15 protein-coding genes are annotated in these 15,078 nt (G+C 66.5%); 9 read left to right on the forward strand and 6 right to left on the reverse strand.

All coding sequences use genetic code 11. The features are described 5' to 3' along the window. Positions 1-28 precede the first annotated feature (28 nt). The 4 genes from ACZK5G_RS01175 to ACZK5G_RS01190 all read right to left on the reverse strand — a co-directional run bounded on the left by ACZK5G_RS01175 (position 29) and on the right by ACZK5G_RS01190 (position 3,629). Positions 29-919: a nucleotidyl transferase AbiEii/AbiGii toxin family protein gene (locus ACZK5G_RS01175; RefSeq protein WP_478465047.1), complete on the reverse strand. Its 891-nt coding sequence runs from the start codon at positions 917-919 to the stop codon at positions 29-31. 9 nt (positions 920-928) lie between these two features. Then, positions 929-1,855: a type IV toxin-antitoxin system AbiEi family antitoxin domain-containing protein gene (locus ACZK5G_RS01180; protein WP_182267064.1), complete on the reverse strand. Its 927-nt coding sequence runs from the start codon at positions 1,853-1,855 to the stop codon at positions 929-931. A 280-nt stretch (positions 1,856-2,135) separates the two neighbouring features. Beyond that, entirely contained in the window at positions 2,136-2,561 is a 426-nt protein-coding gene (locus ACZK5G_RS01185; RefSeq protein ID WP_049399846.1) for an organic hydroperoxide resistance protein, read from the reverse strand. Positions 2,562-2,672: 111 nt separating this feature from the next. Beyond that, on the reverse strand, positions 2,673-3,629 hold the full coding sequence (locus ACZK5G_RS01190) for a cation diffusion facilitator family transporter (RefSeq protein ID WP_032128195.1): 957 nt from the start codon (positions 3,627-3,629) through the stop codon (positions 2,673-2,675). Between the two features lie 242 nt (positions 3,630-3,871). On the opposite strand from ACZK5G_RS01190, the gene ACZK5G_RS01195 reads away from it, so the two are divergent. From ACZK5G_RS01195 to ACZK5G_RS01220, 6 genes are all read left to right on the forward strand, one after another. Next, complete coding sequence (locus ACZK5G_RS01195; protein WP_478465049.1) at positions 3,872-5,335, forward strand: SulP family inorganic anion transporter; 1,464 nt, start codon at positions 3,872-3,874, stop codon at positions 5,333-5,335. A 144-nt stretch (positions 5,336-5,479) separates the two neighbouring features. After that, positions 5,480-6,130 (forward strand): DUF6338 family protein, encoded by a 651-nt coding sequence (locus ACZK5G_RS01200; protein WP_032128193.1) that lies wholly within the window; start codon positions 5,480-5,482, stop codon positions 6,128-6,130. A gap of 206 nt (positions 6,131-6,336) precedes the next feature. Then, positions 6,337-7,368: a tRNA dihydrouridine(20/20a) synthase DusA gene (gene dusA, locus ACZK5G_RS01205; protein WP_478465051.1), complete on the forward strand. Its 1,032-nt coding sequence runs from the start codon at positions 6,337-6,339 to the stop codon at positions 7,366-7,368. 212 nt (positions 7,369-7,580) lie between these two features. Continuing rightward, on the forward strand, positions 7,581-7,955 hold the full coding sequence (locus ACZK5G_RS01210) for a hypothetical protein (RefSeq protein WP_010487000.1): 375 nt from the start codon (positions 7,581-7,583) through the stop codon (positions 7,953-7,955). Positions 7,956-8,028: 73 nt separating this feature from the next. Then, positions 8,029-8,712 carry a response regulator transcription factor gene (locus ACZK5G_RS01215; protein WP_004136763.1) on the forward strand — a complete coding sequence of 228 codons (684 nt, stop codon included), beginning with the start codon at positions 8,029-8,031 and terminating at the stop codon, positions 8,710-8,712. 25 nt (positions 8,713-8,737) lie between these two features. Then, positions 8,738-10,162, forward strand: coding sequence for an ATP-binding protein (locus ACZK5G_RS01220; protein WP_071229404.1), 1,425 nt, complete (start codon positions 8,738-8,740; stop codon positions 10,160-10,162). Between the two features lie 1,151 nt (positions 10,163-11,313). On the opposite strand, the gene ACZK5G_RS01225 is transcribed toward ACZK5G_RS01220, so the two are convergent. Next, positions 11,314-12,063 (reverse strand): M90 family metallopeptidase, encoded by a 750-nt coding sequence (locus ACZK5G_RS01225; RefSeq protein WP_478465053.1) that lies wholly within the window; start codon positions 12,061-12,063, stop codon positions 11,314-11,316. An 8-nt stretch (positions 12,064-12,071) separates the two neighbouring features. Continuing rightward, on the reverse strand, positions 12,072-12,350 hold the full coding sequence (locus ACZK5G_RS01230; protein WP_032128189.1) for a hypothetical protein: 279 nt from the start codon (positions 12,348-12,350) through the stop codon (positions 12,072-12,074). A 144-nt stretch (positions 12,351-12,494) separates the two neighbouring features. On the opposite strand from ACZK5G_RS01230, the gene birA reads away from it, so the two are divergent. The 3 genes from birA to ACZK5G_RS01245 are packed head-to-tail and all read left to right on the forward strand — an operon-like array spanning position 12,495 to position 15,049. After that, positions 12,495-13,463 (forward strand): bifunctional biotin--[acetyl-CoA-carboxylase] ligase/biotin operon repressor BirA, encoded by a 969-nt coding sequence (gene birA, locus ACZK5G_RS01235; protein WP_478465055.1) that lies wholly within the window; start codon positions 12,495-12,497, stop codon positions 13,461-13,463. Then, positions 13,460-14,191: a type III pantothenate kinase gene (locus ACZK5G_RS01240; protein WP_012509777.1), complete on the forward strand. Its 732-nt coding sequence runs from the start codon at positions 13,460-13,462 to the stop codon at positions 14,189-14,191. The genes birA and ACZK5G_RS01240 overlap by 4 nt, the downstream gene beginning before the upstream one ends. A gap of 9 nt (positions 14,192-14,200) precedes the next feature. Beyond that, entirely contained in the window at positions 14,201-15,049 is an 849-nt protein-coding gene (locus ACZK5G_RS01245) for an SPOR domain-containing protein (protein ID WP_478465057.1), read from the forward strand. Positions 15,050-15,078: the final 29 nt, after the last annotated feature.

The raw sequence follows: 15,078 nt of genomic DNA on the forward strand, positions 1-15,078 counted from the left end.
TTCGGTTTCGACCGGCATCCGCCCATTTTTACGTCTTCTGGATGGGGAATGGGTTGGCAATAGGCAGGATGAGGCAGGATTCCCAATAGGCGACAATCGCCTGCAGATTCGTCCACGCGGTGTTGAAGTCGATGTCCTTGGGTAAGGTCGGGTCAGATTCGTAAGTGGCCTTGGTAACGGCGAGAGCTTCCGAGAACGTCGCCATGTTGCTGCAGTCGATGAAGCGGGACGCGCAGGCAAGTTTGAATTCGGCGCCCGCGGCATTCCAGAACGCAGTGTCTTCGAGCGGATGCGCTGCCAGTATCTTTGAAACATCATAGATATCCTTGACGCGGACGACTTCACCTGGCTTCTGGACTTTGGTCCGATAGGCGGGAAGCGAGCTGAGAAATGCCCTGAGCTTTTCGCCAGCGATGCGCTCAAGCGTATAGGCGAATACGGTGTGCCTATCGACCTCCAATGGGGCAACGGCAATGTCACCCAGGGCCTCTGGCGCAGCAACGTCAAATGAAACGAACGGAAGCCCACGAACGCCTTCGTTGTTGAAGTCTTTCAATCTCACCTTCACATCAAAGGCATTCCAGCCCATGGGATGGTTGGGTGGGTTGTGCGTGATGTCCAATCTGTCCAGTTCGAAACGTACAGGATCCTGTGCCGAAGCGAAGTTGGAAATCGCAGTGCTGAACAAGTCGTGCAGGATTGCTGACTGCTCGTTTCTATCTGGCGTTCTGACCGCGAACGATAGAAGGATGTTGGCATCCAGGTCATAAGACGCTCTTTGTTGCCCTCCAAGCCGCAGGGCAAGGATGCGGGCACCCTTGTAGACGATTTTTCGGGACAGTTCGTTGCAGCCGGCCAGTGCCTGGAAACACATATCGAGGGCTTCGCGCTTCCATGCATCCTGTTGACTCCGATTCATGCACTTTCCTCAAGGTGTTCGCAGGTGCCAGTCGTTCGCGGTATTGCTGTATGGAATGCCTGGAAGCAGTGATTCGGGAGGTTGGTCGGTGGGAAAACCCCTCAGTGCGCTGCGGATCTGATCCAGCAAGGCAGAAGTGGTTTGGTGGTACTCCAGCATGTAACCGGCGCGCCGCATCAGGTTGGGGTTTTGGATCGAGTCGAGCAGCGCCCAAAGCTTTGCGGCATTTGATCGGGGCAAGCCGGATGCCCAGGCCTCGAAAACAACGGCCGGCCCGCCGGCGCTTCGGGGGCGATGCAGGCAATCGAGCAATGTCTGCTCAAGTGTGGTGACCCGCACCGTGCACTGCGAGTGGAGCTGGCGGCGTTGTATGCCCTGGAGATTGTTCGGGTCGCGGCTGGTCAGGAAGCACTTCACATCCTCAAGCGTGAACACTTCAACGCCGAGAGATTGCGGTTTGTCACTGCTTTCTGCCGGCGGCTCGACGGCAGAAGACGCTATGCCTGGCCTGAATTCCGCCAGGTGATAGTGCGGTGTCGGTTGGGTCGTCAACCCGTGCAGTTCCAGGGCCGAAAAATAGCAAAGCGTCCCGGCGGGACGGTAAGCCTGCATGACCTCCAGAGCGGAGGGCTGCGAGGTTTCATTGAAGCCCAGGGCGTAGATTTTCACGGGCCTGCCCCGTGGTGACGTCAGTGGCAACCGGCGCAGCAGTTCAGCGCTCTCCAACACCGCGATGATCCTGACCGCAGAGTAGGTGCGGAACGTACCTGAGGTGAGCGCCTTCTGCGTCCGCTGGATGATCGGTACGAGCGAAGCGTGGCTGATGCAGCGCGTAGACGGCAGTTCCTGGGAGGCCGTCAGCAGGGTGAGCTGAAATACGTCAATCAGCTCCGCCGTTGCGTCTATTACTGCTCGATCTCGCAGGTCATTTTTCATTGGTCACTGCGGCCTCAGGCTTCGCAGGCGAAGCCTGAGGCCGCAGTGACCCATTGTCAAACTGAGCGCTTGAATTGGTTCAGGAGTGCAGGATTGAGGCTAATGCGGGCCACAGGGTCCTTTAGTCGGATCTGATCCACCAGTGGCGACTAAGCTTCGCAGGCGAAGCTTAGTCGCCACTGGTGGATATGTCAAACAAATCGCCATCATATTTCGTCAGATTACCTGAATCGGGGTCGGATCCCGTTCACAAGGCGAAATGAACCCGACCCCGGTCCCATCAGGCAACGACCAGCGTCACGTCGATGTTGCCACGCGTGGCATTCGAGTACGGGCACACGATGTGCGCCTTCTGCACCAGCTCTTCCAGCTGCTCGCGCGGCACGCCCGGAGCGCTGATGGTCAGCTCGGCTTCGATGCCGAAACCGGTCGGGATCTGGCCGATGCCGACCTTGCCGGTCACGGTGGTGTCGGCCGGCAGCGCGACCTTGGCCTGGCCGGCCACGAACTTCAGCGCGCCCAGGAAGCAAGCCGAGTAGCCGGCCGCGAACAGCTGTTCCGGGTTGGTGCCCGGGCCGCCGGCGCCGCCCAGCTCGCGCGGGGTCGACAGCTGGATATCCAGCACGTTGTCGGAGGAGACGGAACGGCCTTCACGGCCGCCGGTGGAGGTGGCCTGGGCGGTGTACAGAACCTTTTCGATGGACATCGGGATGCTCCTGGTCGGTGGGTGGGTGTTGCGATGGAGCCTACTTTGCCCGGTTTCCGCGTACGTTGGGTTGCAATGCGTACGAAAAATTTGATTGATCGTCCTGCCAGCCTAGATCGTCCATTCGCGGTCGGTGGTGAACATGATGGTCAGCCAGCGGTCCGGCGAGGCTTCGCCCAGTGCATCGCCGATCTCATCGCGCAGCTGGTCCCATTCCACCAGGGGCCGCGGCGGGTCGTTTTCCGGTACCACGAAGAACAGCTCGATCTGCTCGCCACGCCCCACCTGGGCCACGTAGCTGCGGTGCTCGACGAAGCCGTGCTTGGCCACGATCCCGCGTGCCACTGCATCCACATGGGCCTGCAGTTCCGGCGGGGTGACCAGCAGGATGCCGGCCAGCGCCCGCCTCACTGTGCCGAGCGGGGCGATCATCACCAGCACGCAGACGAAGGCGAGGATGGCCGGGTCGATGTACGGCCCGACCCACGCCAGCGACGTGCCCTGCACCAGCACGCCGCCGAGGAAAGCCAGCAGGTAGCAGGCCGACATGCTGGCCGCGATCACCCAGTTCTTAGCGTCCAATGCGATGAACTCCGAGCCGATGCGACGGTTGGCGCGCAGGATGAACCAGGCCAGTGCGCCTTCGCCCACGATCGACAGCCCGGCGAAGGCAATGGCCGGGCCGAGGGCGATGTGGCGGCCCCCGGACATCAACGCGTCCACCGCATTGACCAGCGCATACAGCGCCGCACCGATCATCAGTGTGCCGCTGACCCCCAGCACGATCGGCTCCAGGTGCCAGAAGCCCATGGTGAAGCGCTGGTTGAGCCGCGATTGCAGCGCATCGGTCTGCGTGGACAGCGCGATCAGGCGCGCCACCAGCAGTGACAGCCAGGTCATCACCACGTCGATCAGGCCGTAGATGCCGTCGAAGATGATCAGCGAGGAATTGGCCAGCAGGCCGAACACCACCGCCGCCGCGGCCAGCAGCAGCGAGGCGGCGATCGACAGGCGCAGCACGCCCTGTTCGGTGGCGGGGTCGAAGAACTGCGGGCGGTTGGCGGCCATGGTTCAATTGTAGAGCGGAGCCAGGCTCCGCTGCCTTTCGCTGCCTTCGCCGGCCAACCGCGCTACCCCCGTGGGGCCGCTTCCCGTAGACTGCGTCCCTCCCACGTACCGACGCCCGCCTGCAGTGATCACGCCACCCTGACCCTTGCCGCACATCGGCAGCCGGCCCGCCCGGCTCAGGAACCCGTGTCTTTCCACTGCAGCGCCATGCGGCCACGCCCGCCTGCGCGCGGAGCTTTCCCATGCAAACGTCCTACCCCCTGCGCCAGCAATGGCTCGGCAACATCCGTGGCGACCTGCTGTCCGGCATCGTCGTCGCCCTGGCCCTGATTCCCGAGGCCATCGCGTTCTCGCTCATTGCCGGCGTCGACCCCAAGGTTGGCCTGTACGCCGCGTTCTCGATTGCCGTCATCACTGCCATTGCTGGCGGCCGCCCTGGCATGATCTCCGCCGCCACCGGTGCGATGGCGCTGGTGATGGTCGACCTGGTCAAGGACCACGGCCTGCAGTACCTGTTCGCTGCCAGCATCCTGGCCGGCCTGCTGCAGGTGCTGGCCGGCGTGTTCAAGCTCGGCGCGTTGATGCGCTTCGTCTCGCGCTCGGTCATCACCGGCTTCGTCAACGCGCTGGCGATCCTGATCTTCCTGGCGCAGATGCCCGAGCTGATCGGTCGCGGTCCTACGGTCTACGTGCTGTGCGCCGCCGCGTTGGCGATCATCTACCTGCTGCCACGGATTACCCGCGCGGTGCCGTCGCCTCTGGTGGCCATTGTGGTGCTGACCGCCGTGGTGATCGGCTTCGGCGTGGACGTACGCAGCGTCGGCGACATGGGCCAGCTGCCCGACAGCCTGCCGCATTTCCTGCTGCCCGATGTGCCGCTCACCTGGGAGACGCTGCGCATCCTGCTGCCGGTGTCGGCCACGCTGGCCGTGGTCGGCCTGCTCGAATCGATGATGACCCTGCAGATCGTTGAGGACATCACCGAAACGCCGAGCGAGCGCAACCGCGAATGTGTCGGCCAGGGCGTGGCGAACACGGTCACCGGCTTCCTCGGTGGCATGGCAGGTTGCGCGATGATCGGCCAGTCGGTGATCAACGTGACCTCCGGTGGCCGCGGCCGCCTGTCCTGCCTGGTGGCCGGCGTGTTCCTGCTGATACTGGTGGTGTACGGCAGCGATCTGGTGCGGCAGATCCCGATGGCGGCGCTGGTGGCGGTGATGATCATGGTCAGCATTGGCACCTTCAGCTGGCGCTCGCTGCGCGACCTGCGCACGCATCCGCGCAGTTCCTCCGCCGTGATGCTGCTGACCGTGGTGGTCACCGTGGCTACCCACGATCTGGCCAAGGGCGTGCTCAGCGGTGTGCTGCTGTCGGCCCTGTTCTTCGCGCGCAAGGTTGGCCGCATGCTGGACGTGCAGCGCGACGATGCCAGTGACACGCAGGTCTACCGCGTGCGCGGGCAGGTGTTCTTCGCCTCGGCGGGGCAGCTGGGTGCAGCGTTCGATTACCAGCACGTGGCGCCGAAGGTGCAGATTGATCTGCGCGATGCCCACCTGTGGGACCTGACTGCCGTGGCCGCGCTGGAGCGGGCGCAGGAAAAGCTGGCCGCGCATGGGGCGGAGGTGACGGTGGTGGGGCTCAATGCGGCCGGCCAGACCCTCATTGAGCAGGTGGGTGGCAAAGGCGCTGCTGGCAGCGCGCATTGACGCAATCGGCTCTCGTGGAGCAACTGCAACGCCATGGCCGCTGTTGCGGTTGCTGCATCTTCAGCCTGTGAACCCCACCCAAGGTGGAAGAATCGCCGCGATCGTGCTCCGTTGTGATCCTCACGACGGAGTACTTCTGCCGGAATGGATTCGCTCTTCAACAACGCCACCACGCTGCTGACCTTTCTGCTGCCGGGCTTCCTGGCGGCATGGGTGTTCTATGGGCTGACATCCCATCCCAAGCCGCCGCAGTTCGAACGGACCGTGGAAGCGTTGGTGTTCACCTTCGCGGTCCAGGTGCTGGTGAAGTTCACCGAACTGATGCTCCTGCTGGCTGGTCGCTGCTTTGTGCTGGGGACCTGGACCGAGACCAGCAGCCTGCTATGGGGTTTTGTCCTCGCCGCACTGCTGGGGGCAGGATTGGCCCTCGCTGCGAACAAGGATTCCCTCCACAGGGTTCTCCGTCGTGCAGGCTTCACCACGAGGACATCCCACCCGAGCGAGTGGTACTGCGTGCTCGGTACGCGTCCTGCCTTCGTGGTGCTGCAATTGAAGGATGGCCGTCGATTGACCGGCTATCCCAAGGAGTGGCCGATCAGCCCCGCTGCGGGACAGTTCTACATGCAGATGCCGGCCTGGCTGGTGGATGCGGATCCACCCGATGAAGGTGCCGATCCAGCAGCGGATCCCGTAGCCAGCCCCGCCGTGGTCGAGCTTCCGCAGCTCGATGGCATACTGATTCACGCAGTGGATGTGCAGTGGGTCGAGATTCTCCAGGAGACAGACGATGGCTAAGTTGAGGAAGGGTTCCAACCCACCACTGGACCAGTTGGTCGTATCCATGGAGAACGCGAACCCCAAGCTCCCCGAGGGCAGGAAGCGTCCGCCGCCACCGCCCAGCCCGCCCCGGCCGCCAGCCGGAGCCGGGCCGAACCGGCGCTCGCCGCGCGGCTGACCGGGCGCATTCAGCCGCCCGGTGTAAACTATTGATCTCACTGGCAATGCCAGTCTCCACGATCAATGCCCCGATGACGTCCGCCACCGCCCGTTACGCCGATTCCCTGCGCCTGTCCGTTGCCCCGATGATGGACTGGACGGACCGCCATTGCCGCGTGTTCCATCGCGTGCTGGCGCCGGGCGCGCGCCTGTACACGGAAATGGTGCACGCCAACGCGGTCATCCACGGCGACCGCGAGCGCCTGCTCGGCTTCGACCGCACCGAGCAGCCGCTGGCGCTGCAGCTGGGTGGCAGTGATCCGGTGCTGCTGGCGCAGGCCGCGCGCATCGCCGCCGAGTGGGGCTATGACGAGGTCAACCTCAACTGCGGCTGCCCGTCCGACCGCGTGCAGGCCGGGCGTTTTGGCGCCTGCCTGATGCGCGAACCGGCGCTGGTGGCCGAATGCGTCGCGGCGATGGTCGACGCGGTTGATATCCCGGTGACGGTGAAGTGCCGCCTGGGCGTGGACGAGGACAACGACTACGACGTGTTTGCCAGCTTCGTCGACCGCCAGGTCGCCGCCGGTGCGGCGATGGTGGTGGTGCACGCGCGCAACGCGTGGCTGAAGGGCCTGTCGCCGAAGGAGAACCGCGAGGTTCCGCCGCTGAAGTACGACTGGGCCTACCGCCTGAAGCAGGAGCGCCCGGCACTGCCGGTGGTGATCAACGGCGGCCTGGCCAGCATCGAGGCGGTGCAGGCGCAGGCCGCGCACGTCGATGGCGTGATGCTGGGCCGCGCGGCCTACCACGACCCCTACCTGCTGCATCAGCTGGAGGCGCTGCACACCGGCGCCCCGCTGCAGGCCCGTGGCGACCTGCTGCGCGCGATGCGCCCCTACATCGAGGCGCGGCTGGGGGAAGGCCTGGCGCTGAAGCACATCACCCGCCACCTGCTCGGCCTGTTCCACGGCCAGCCCGGTGGGCGCGCATTCCGCCAGGTGCTGAGCGAGGGCGCACACCGCCCCGGTGCCGGCTGGAGCCTGATCGAACAGGCCTTGGCGGTCACCGACCGCGAAGCTGATCGCGCCGCAGCGTGACCGCAGTCACATTCCTGACTTGACAAGGGACGGCGATTCGCCCCGAATGTTCACTTAGCTGAACGACTCGGGCGCAGGGCCGGAAAAGTTCAGACCGGATTCACCGCTGTAAACCAAGAATTTGCAAAAGATTTGTAAAACGCTGGGTTTCGAACCCGGCGCCGGATTTACGACTTTTGAACGAATCGCCGTGCTCGGCTAGGATCGCATCGATGTCTTCCGCTCCCTTCCATCGCCGCATTGCCCTGGCCACCTGCGTGGTCCTGTCGGCTGTGCCGCTGTCTTCGGCGCTGGCGCAACAGCCACCGCGTGGCGAGCAGGCGCGGGCGGAGATGATGGAGCGGGGTGAGCGCGGCAACCGTGGCGACGAGCGGTCGCTGTCCGATGCCGTGCGCCGCGTGCAGCGCACCACCGGCGGCCACATCCTCGGCGCCGAGCGCGTGCCGTTCGATGGTCGTGATATCAACCGGGTGAAGTACATGGACGATCGGGGCCGGGTCCGCTACATGGACGACCCCGCCCCGTCGCGTTCACAGCCGCGCACGCCGCGGTCGGATATGTCATCACTACGCGGCGATAACCCCTGAACAGGGATAGTTGTCGCTATCAACCCGTACCCCACAGGCCTCCGGGCCACACCCAGGACACTAGGGAGAGTTCATGCGTATCCTTCTGGTCGAAGACGAAGCCCCGCTGCGTGAGACCCTGGCAGCCCGGCTCAAGCGCGAAGGCTTTGCCGTCGATGCTGCGCAGGACGGCGAGGAAGGCCTCTACATGGGGCGCGAAGTTCCGTTCGATGTCGGCATCATCGACCTCGGCCTGCCCAAGATGTCGGGCATGGAGCTGATCAAGGCCCTGCGTGACGAAGGCAAGAAGTTCCCGGTCCTGATCCTGACCGCGCGTTCGAGCTGGCAGGACAAGGTCGAGGGCCTGAAGCAGGGCGCCGACGATTACCTGGTCAAGCCGTTCCACGTCGAAGAACTGCTGGCCCGCGTCAACGCGCTGCTGCGCCGCGCCGCTGGCTGGAGCAAGCCGACGCTGGAATGCGGCCCGGTTGCGCTGGATCTCGCCGCCCAGACCGTCAGCGTGGCCGGCAGCAATGTCGACCTGACCAGCTACGAGTACAAGGTGCTGGAGTACCTGATGATGCATGCCGGTGAACTGGTCTCGAAGGCCGACCTCACCGAGCACATCTACCAGCAGGACTTCGACCGCGACTCGAACGTGCTGGAAGTGTTCATCGGCCGCCTGCGCAAGAAGCTGGACCCGGATGGCGAACTGAAGCCGATCGAGACCGTGCGCGGTCGCGGCTACCGTTTCGCGATTCCGCGCAACGAGGGCTGAGCCGGCTTACCCTGGCGATAACACGATGTCCGGCCGTCTGTGGTTCTTCCGACGCTGGCGGCCGCGCTCACTGCAGGCGCGCCAGATGTTCGCCGCGTCCGTGGGTCTGGTCGCGTTCCTGGCGCTGGCCGGTTACGCGCTCGACGCCGCCTTCGCCGATACGGCGAAGGCGAACCTGCGCGAGCGCCTGAAGAACTACGCCACCGCCTATGCGGCCGGCATCGACTTCACCCGCGACCGCTCGCTGTACATCCGCGAGCAGCCGCCGGATTCGCGCTTCGACGTGCCGGGCAGCGGCCTGTACCTGCAGGTGGTGATGCCGCACGGCAAGGGCAATTCGATGTCCGCCGAAGGCCCGATGCTGCCCACCGTCGGCGGCGGCCTGCTGGCGCCGCGCCAGGAAGTGTTCGAAGGCCCGCTGCCGATGATCCAGATCGACGGCAGCCAAGGCTCGGTGTACCGCTATGGCCTGGGCCTGGTGTGGGATGCCGACGCCGACCCCGCCACCGAATTCCCGTACACCATCTACGTGATGGAAGACTCGCGCGCGCTGGGTGCACAGCTGCGGGTGTTCCGCAGCCGGGTCTGGTTCTACCTCGGTGGCATCGGCCTGATCCTGCTGCTGCTGCAGACCGTCATTCTGCAGTGGAGCCTGCGGCCCCTGCGTCGCGTGATTACCGAGCTGACCAAGGTGCAGCGCGGCGAAACCGAGCGCATGAGCGAGCGCCACCCGCGCGAGCTGGAACCGCTGACCGACAGCATCAACGCCTTCATTGAAAGCGAGCGCGAGAACCTCGAGCGTCAGCGCAATACCTTGGCCGATCTGGCGCACAGCCTGAAGACACCGATCGCAGTGCTGCGCACGCAGATGGACAGCGGCGCGGGCGATGGCGCGCTGCGCGAGGAGCTGGACGTGCAGCTGCAGCGCATGAACAACCTGGTCTCCTACCAGCTGGCACGTGCTGCCTCGTCGGGCCACAAGCTGTTCTCCGCGCCGCTGCCGATCGAATCCAACGCCGAGGAAATCGTGCGTGGCCTGGAAAAGGTCTATGCCTCGAAGGGCGTGCTGTGTGAATTCGATATCGACCCGGCTGCGCGCTTCCACGGCGAACCGGGTGACCTGCAGGAACTGCTGGGCAACCTGCTGGAGAATGCCTTCAAGTGGGCCAACCGCCGCGTGCTGCTGACCGCACAGCCGCTGCCGGCACCGAACGCGCGCCGCGCGGGCCTGCTGCTTGCGGTGGACGACGATGGCCCCGGCATCGCCCCGGACGACATCGGCAAGGTGCTGCAGCGTGGCGTGCGTGGCGACGAGCGCGTGCAGGGCCACGGCATTGGCCTGTCGATCGTGCAGGACCTGATCAAGGATTATCGCGGTGAACTGGCTGTAGGCCGCTCCGAGGAACTGGGCGGCGCCCGTTTCGAAGTGCGCCTGCCGCCGGGGCCGTAATCCGCGCGTTCCCGCCCGCCGGGCATCGCCTGGCGCAACAGCGCGGGTGTTCCGGTAGTGCCGGCCGCTGGCCGGCAACCTCATGAACTTCGGTGGCATTGCCAAGGTGCCGGCCAGCGGCCGGCACTACCGTATTTCGATCGCCGGCGGCTCGCCATAGAACCGCCGCAGCTGCGCGTTCCCGTCTGCCGGGCATCGCCTGGCGCAACAGCGCGTGGCGTTCCGGTAGTGCCGGCCGCTGGCCGGCAACCCCATGATCTTCGGTGGCATTGCCAAGGTGCCGGCCAGCGGCCGGCACTACCGTGTTTCGATCGTCGGCGGCTCGCCATAGAACCGCCGCCGCTGCGCGTTCCCGTCCGCGGGGCATCGCCTGGCGCAACAGCGCGGGTGTTCCGGTAGTGCCGGCCGCTGGCCGGCAACCTAATCATCTTCGGTGGCATTGCCAAGGTGCCGGCCAGCGGCTCGCACTACCGTGTTTCGATCGCCGGCGGCTCGCCATAGAACCGCCGCAGCTGCGCGTTCCCGTCCGCCGGGCATCGCCTGGCGCAACAGCGCGTGGTGTTCCGGTAGTGGCGGCCGCTGGCCGGCAACCTAATCATCTTCGGTGGCATTGCCAAGGTGCCGGCCAGCGGCTCGCACTACCGTGTTTCGATCGCCGGCGGCTCGCCATAGAACCGCCGCAGCTGCGCGTTCCCGTCTGCCGGGCATCGCCTGGCGCAACAGCGCGTGGCGTTCCGGTAGTGCCGGCCGCTGGCCGGCAACCTCATGATCTTCGGTGGCATTGCCAGGTTGCCGGCCAGCGGCCGGCACTACCGTATTTCGATCGTCGGCGGCTCGCCATAGAACCGCCGCAGCTGCGCGTTCCCGTCCGCCGGGCATCGCCTGGCGCAACAACGCGTGGCGTTCCGGTAGTGGCGGCCGCTGGCCGGCAACCTCATGAACTTCGGTGGCATTGCCAGGTTGCCGGCCAGCGGCCGGCACTACCGTGTTTCGATCGCCGGCGGCTCGCCATAGAACCGCGGCAGCTGCGCGTTCCCGTCCGTCGGGCATCGCCTGGCGCAACCGCGCGTAGTGTTCCGGTAGTGCCGGCCGCTGGCCGGCAACCTCATGATCTTCGGTGGCATTGCCAGGTTGCCGGTCAGCGGCCGGCACTACCGTGTTTCGATCGCCGGCGGCTTGCCATAGAACCGCCGCAGCTGCGCGGCCACCTCCGGCAACGCCTGCTGCAGCAGATCCGGCGCGGAGAAGTGGTACTCGCTGGTCACCGCGAAGAACTCTTCCGGCGCTTCGGCCGCATACGGATCGATCAACGTCTCTTCGCCGGCATCCACCCGCTCGCAGAAGGCATCGTAAGCCTGCTGGAACGTGGCCGCCCACTCGCGCTGCCATGCGCGCGGCAGCGGCGGCGTGCCGTCCATCGCACCGTCCAGTGCATCCAGCTTGTGCACCATCTCGTGCACCGCCACGCAGTAGCCCTCGTGCGGCGCCGCCAGGTCGGCCTGCACATCGGCCCAGGACAGGATCAACGGACCGCTGTCCCACGATTCGCCAATCAGTTCGTCATCCCACTCGTGCAGCACGCCGGCCGCATCCATGTGGCTGCGGTGCACGCGGAACGCATCCGGGTAGACGATCAGCTGCGACCAGCCTTCCAGTCCTACCTCGCCGAATTCCAGCAGCGGCAGGCAGCACAGCGCGGCCAGCAGCACACCATCGCCGGCCTGCAATTGCAGGTCACCAATCGGGGTAATGGTCTTCTCATGCAGGAAGCGCGTGGTCAGCACACGCAGGCGTGCGCGGCGTTCGTCGTCCAGTCCGTGCAGCCAGGCCGCGCGGCGGCAGGCGTCATCCCAAAGTGCATCGTCGATCGGCCGCGGCGCAGGCCGCAGCCACTGCAGCAACGACTTGATCAGCGGAACATTCCCGGCAGGTAGCTATGCCACTTCGGCGCGCGGATGCGCGGCAGCATGTCGTCGTCGCTGCCACCGCCACCGGTGGTGGTGCTGGCCGCCGGGCGTACCGGTGCCGCCTTGGTGCTGGCGGCCGATGCGCTGGCGGTGGGCGCGCGCTGCGAGGCGGCATCGCCATTGGAGGACACGCAGGCCCCACGGCTGTCGTCCAGCGCTGCTGTCGCAGACGCCGCGAAGGGCATCAGCAGCAGGATCAGGCAATGGGCATAACGGCGCATTGACGACATCCACGTTAAGGGAGGGTGAGTTCCCGATTCTAGCCCGAACCCGGCGCCCCGTTGGAAGCCCCCGCGAAACCCAGCGTGGCGGGCGTCGCTGGCGGCTTTCCCGCATAATTCCTTCCTGACTTCGTGGAAGCTGCCGTGGACGATCGCCAATTGCTGGCCAAACTCGCTGCCGGTCGCCTGTCCGGCGACGCCCTGGCCCGTGAGCTGGGTCAGACCCGGGCGGCCATTTGGAAGCGTATTCAAGGACTTAGGGCCGCCGGTGTGGACATCGAGGGCCGTGCTGGCGAAGGCTATGGCCTGACCCGCCCGGTCGACCTGCTGGACCCGGACGCGATCCGCGCCGGCCTGCCTGCCGACGTTCAGGCCCTGCTGCACGACCTGCAGGTGGCCTGGACGGTGGACTCGACCAACGCTGAATTGCTGCGTTGCAGCGCGCCCCAGCGCGGGGTCAGCGTCCTGCTGGCCGAACGCCAGACCGGTGGCCGTGGCCGTCGTGGGCGTGCCTGGGCCTCGCCGCTGGCCGCGCACATCTACCTGTCGGTGCTGCGCCTGTACTCCGGTGGCCTCGGCCGCCTGGCCGGGCTGAGCCTGGTGGCCGGTATCGCCGTGGCCGAAGCGCTGCACGATCTGGGCTACATCCAGGCCCAGCTGAAGTGGCCGAATGACCTGATCGTCGACGGCAAGCGCAAGCTGGTCGGCCTGCTCGCAGAAGGCGGTGGCGAGTACGCCGGCCCGGCGCGCGCGGTGATCGGCATCGGCATCAACACGCACATGCCGCCGTCGTTCGCCGAGCAGATCACCCAGCCGTGGGTAGACCTGGATACGCTGGCTGGCAAGCCGGTGGACCGCAACGTGGTTGTCGCCGCGGTGCTGGCACGCCTGCTGCCGGCGCTGGAAGAATTCGATCGCGAAGGACTGGCCCCGTTCCTGCCGCGCTACGCCGCGTTCGACATGCTGGCCGGCCGCGAAGTGCGCGTGGAACTGGACGGGCAGTGGCAGCACGGCACCGCACTTGGCCTGGCTGACGACGGCGCGCTGCGCGTGCGCATCGATGGCCAGGAACGCCTGCTGCACGCCGGCGAAGTCAGCGTGAGGGCGGCATGAGCGATTGGTTGTTCGACCTCGGCAACTCGCGCTTCAAGTTCGCGCCGTTGCAGGGTGACCGCGCCGGCGACGTACAGGCCTGGGCGCACGGCGCCGAAGGCATGGCCGGACAGCCGCCGCACAGCCTGCCCAGCGGCACCACCGCGTTCGTGGCCAGCGTGGCCGCACCGTCGCTGACCAGCGCCATGCTGGACCAGCTGCAGCGCCGCTTCGAACACGTGCATGTGGTGCGCACCAGCGCCGAATGTGCCGGCGTGCGCATTGCCTATGCCAAACCGGAAAAGTTCGGCGTCGACCGCTTCCTGGCCCTGCTGGCCGCCGCCAAGGCGCAGCGCCCGGTGCTGGTGGTCGGCGTGGGCACCGCACTGACGATTGATCTGCTCGACGCCAATGGCCAGCATCACGGCGGGCGCATTTCCGCATCGCCCACCACCATGCGTGAAGCGCTGCACGCGCGTGCCGTGCAGTTGCCGGCCACCGGGGGTGACTACAGCGAGTTCGCCAACGACACCGCCGATGCGCTGGCCTCCGGCTGCGATGGCGCCGCCGTGGCGCTGATCGAACGCAGCGCGCAGCAGGCGCATGCGCTGCTGGGCGTGGCACCGTCGCTGCTGGTGCACGGTGGCGGCGCACCGGCGCTGATGCCGTTGCTGCCCGGCGCCGACTACCACCCCTCGCTGGTGCTGGATGGCCTCGCCCGCTGGGCGGTGCACCAGCCCGCAGGCTAGTATCCGCGCATGCTGACCCGTGCCCTGATCGTCGTACTGGCCATCCTCAATCTTGGCGTCGCCTGCTGGTGGCTGCTGCGCGATGCACCGCAACCGCCCGCGCCGCCGCCGCAACCGGCTGGCGTAGCCGAGCTGCGGTGGGTGCCCGGTGGCGTGGATGCCGCTGCGGCCGCCGAAGCGACCGCAGCTGCCCCGACCGCGCCGCTGGTGGAACGCGAACCGGCGGAGAAGACCGCTGTGGCTGCGACGCCTGCACCGGCCACGCCGGCCACGCCGGAAATTGCCAGGCCACAGGTGGCTGAGGCTACGCCGGTTGCTGCCGCTGCCAAGCCGGTAACGCCGCCTGCACCGGCCCCGGCGCCGGAAAAACCCGTAACCCCGCCCGTGGCTGCCGAGCCGCCGCGCTGCATCGCGCTGGGCCCGTTCGCCGACCGCGCTGCTGCGAGCAGTGCGCAAGGCAAGGCCGGCAACGTCATCAGTCAGGTGCGCCTGCGCGAACAGCCTGCTGCCAGCGGCAGCGCACGTTTCCGGGTGATGCTGCCGGCCGCCGCCAGCCGCGAAGAAGCCCAGGCCACGGTGAAGCGTATCGTCGCCGCCGGCCTGAGCGACTACTACATCATCAGCCAGGGCGAGGACATCAACGCCGTGGCGCTGGGCCAGTACCGCAACCGTGAAGGCGCCGAGCGCCGCATGGCGGCGGTGCAGGCCGCCGGCTTCCAGCCGCGCCTGATCGCCAGCGGCGACGCCGGCCAATGGTGGCTGGAAGGGCAGCTGGCGGCGGGCGCGCAGCTGGCCCAGGCCCAGCAGCGCAGCGGGGCGGCACAGAGCCGGTCGCTGGAATGCACACGGTTGCGCTAGAATCCCCGGACCGAGGCGCTGCCGCCGGT

Source organism: Stenotrophomonas sp. 62841_Sma (assembly GCF_056482945.1).

What these genes read in the sequence shown, in the direction of transcription:
- ACZK5G_RS01175 (WP_478465047.1), bottom strand. Translation starts at nt 919, where the DNA reads ATGAATCGGAGTCAACAGGATGCATGGAAGCGCGAAGCCCTCGATATG.
- ACZK5G_RS01180 (WP_182267064.1), bottom strand. Translation starts at nt 1,855, where the DNA reads ATGAAAAATGACCTGCGAGATCGAGCAGTAATAGACGCAACGGCGGAG.
- ACZK5G_RS01185 (WP_049399846.1), bottom strand. Translation starts at nt 2,561, where the DNA reads ATGTCCATCGAAAAGGTTCTGTACACCGCCCAGGCCACCTCCACCGGC.
- ACZK5G_RS01190 (WP_032128195.1), bottom strand. Translation starts at nt 3,629, where the DNA reads ATGGCCGCCAACCGCCCGCAGTTCTTCGACCCCGCCACCGAACAGGGC.
- ACZK5G_RS01195 (WP_478465049.1), top strand. Translation starts at nt 3,872, where the DNA reads ATGCAAACGTCCTACCCCCTGCGCCAGCAATGGCTCGGCAACATCCGT.
- ACZK5G_RS01200 (WP_032128193.1), top strand. Translation starts at nt 5,480, where the DNA reads ATGGATTCGCTCTTCAACAACGCCACCACGCTGCTGACCTTTCTGCTG.
- dusA (WP_478465051.1), top strand. Translation starts at nt 6,337, where the DNA reads ATGCCAGTCTCCACGATCAATGCCCCGATGACGTCCGCCACCGCCCGT.
- ACZK5G_RS01210 (WP_010487000.1), top strand. Translation starts at nt 7,581, where the DNA reads ATGTCTTCCGCTCCCTTCCATCGCCGCATTGCCCTGGCCACCTGCGTG.
- ACZK5G_RS01215 (WP_004136763.1), top strand. Translation starts at nt 8,029, where the DNA reads ATGCGTATCCTTCTGGTCGAAGACGAAGCCCCGCTGCGTGAGACCCTG.
- ACZK5G_RS01220 (WP_071229404.1), top strand. Translation starts at nt 8,738, where the DNA reads ATGTCCGGCCGTCTGTGGTTCTTCCGACGCTGGCGGCCGCGCTCACTG.
- ACZK5G_RS01230 (WP_032128189.1), bottom strand. Translation starts at nt 12,350, where the DNA reads ATGCGCCGTTATGCCCATTGCCTGATCCTGCTGCTGATGCCCTTCGCG.
- ACZK5G_RS01240 (WP_012509777.1), top strand. Translation starts at nt 13,460, where the DNA reads ATGAGCGATTGGTTGTTCGACCTCGGCAACTCGCGCTTCAAGTTCGCG.
- ACZK5G_RS01245 (WP_478465057.1), top strand. Translation starts at nt 14,201, where the DNA reads ATGCTGACCCGTGCCCTGATCGTCGTACTGGCCATCCTCAATCTTGGC.